The organism is Nonomuraea sp. NPDC049784 (assembly GCF_040659615.1).
In the GTDB taxonomy this organism is placed as follows: domain Bacteria; phylum Actinomycetota; class Actinomycetes; order Streptosporangiales; family Streptosporangiaceae; genus Nonomuraea.
Map to the genome: position 1 here is coordinate 1 of NZ_JBFAMX010001167.1, position 1,603 is coordinate 1,603.

Annotated in this window: 3 protein-coding genes; all 3 read left to right on the forward strand. The window is 70.0% G+C overall.

Annotation, left to right across the window (positions count from 1 at the left end; translation table 11 throughout):
* Positions 1 to 4 precede the first annotated feature (4 nt).
* A complete protein-coding gene (ribH, locus tag AB0J09_RS64385; protein WP_360714317.1) occupies positions 5 to 418 on the forward strand; it encodes a 6,7-dimethyl-8-ribityllumazine synthase in 414 nt (137 codons plus the stop codon).
* 19 nt (positions 419 to 437) lie between these two features.
* On the forward strand, positions 438 to 890 hold the full coding sequence (locus tag AB0J09_RS64390) for a PH domain-containing protein (protein ID WP_360714313.1): 453 nt from the start codon (positions 438 to 440) through the stop codon (positions 888 to 890).
* Positions 891 to 946: 56 nt separating this feature from the next.
* The coding region (locus AB0J09_RS64395) for a MoxR family ATPase (protein WP_360714315.1) at positions 947 to 1,603 on the forward strand (657 nt) is incomplete at its 3' end.

Genomic DNA, 1,603 nt, shown 5'->3' on the forward strand with positions numbered 1-1,603 from the left:
GACCGTGGGGGTGGTGGCGGCCAGCTGGCACGCCAAGATCACCGACCAGCTCGTGGCGCGGGCCGTGCAGGCCTGCGACGACAGCGGCGCCACGGCCACCGTGGTGCGGGTGCCGGGGTCGCTGGAGATCCCGGTGGTCGCCCAGGCGCTGGCCCGCCGCTGCGACGCGGTGGTGGCACTGGGCGCGGTCATCAAGGGCGAGACCGCCCATTTCGACTACGTCTGCGACTCGGTGACCGCGGGCCTGACCCGGATCTCGCTGGATGAGGAGACGCCGGTCGGCAACGGCGTCCTCACCTGCGAGACCCTGGACCAGGCCCTCGACCGCTCCGGGCTGCCGGGGAGCAAGGAGGACAAGGGGTACGAGTCGGCCATCGCCGCGCTCGAGACCGCCCTCCTGCTAAGGGACCTCCACTAGGCTGAGATAGGTTTCCTTCGTGCCAGAGCTCGTGCCTCCACCGGTCCTGCCCGTCACCTGGCGGCCCCGCCGGCCGCGGATCGTCGCGTACGGCTTCGCCTCCCTGGTCGTGCTGGGATCGGTGATCATGGCGATCTTCATCGCCGAGCCGTTCAAGCTGCCCGACCGGATCGGGATCGTGCTGTTCGGCTGCGCGGTGGCATTCGTGCTGCACCTGCTGGGGCGGGTGCGGGTGGAGGCGGACGACGAGGGCGTCACGATCGTCAACGCCGTCCGCAGCCACCGCTACACATGGCCGGAGATCCTGGAGGTCACGCTGCTGGTGGGAGACCCCTGGCCGCGGATCGACTTCTCGGACGGGCGCACCATCGGGGCGATGGGCATCCAGGGCTCGGAGAAGTCCCGCGCCCGCCGGGCCACGGCCGAACTGGAGGCCCTGATCCGGGAGCGCGGGGAGGCTCGCGAGGATTAGGCGGGCCTTGCGCAAGAACGTAGGCTGAAGTGGTGCTGCGCCGGACAATCAGGGCAATGGACATCGAGTCGCCGGAGAAGCTCATCGAGCTGCTCGACCGGCACGCCTACCTGGCCGACGAAGGGCTGGCGACGGCCGCCTTCCTGGCGTTGAGGATGGGCCGGCCGCTCTTCCTCGAAGGCGAGGCGGGGGTCGGGAAGACGGAGCTGGCCAAGACGCTCGCCACGCTGCTCGACGCGCCGCTCATCAGGCTCCAGTGCTACGAAGGGCTGGACGCGGCCCAGGCCCTGTACGACTGGGACTTCGCCCGCCAGCTCCTCCACCTCAAAGCCGCAGAGGCCGCCGGGATCACCGATGTGAGCAGGCTGGAGGGCGAGATCTACGATCGCCGGTTCCTGATCGCGCGGCCCCTGCTGAAGGCCATCGAGACGCAGCCGAGCGTGCTGCTGGTGGACGAGATCGACCGGGCCGACGACGAGTTCGAGGCGTTCCTGCTCGAGGTGCTCTCCGACTTCACGATCTCGATTCCCGAGCTGGGCACGGTCAGGGCCACGACGCCGCCCGTGGTCGTGGTGACCTCCAACAGGACGCGGGAGGTGCACGACGCGCTCAAGCGGCGCTGCCTCTACCACTGGCTCGAGCACCCGAGCTTCGACCGCGAGGTCGCCATTCTGCTGCGGAGGCTGCCCGACTGCACCGAGACGCTGGCCGCG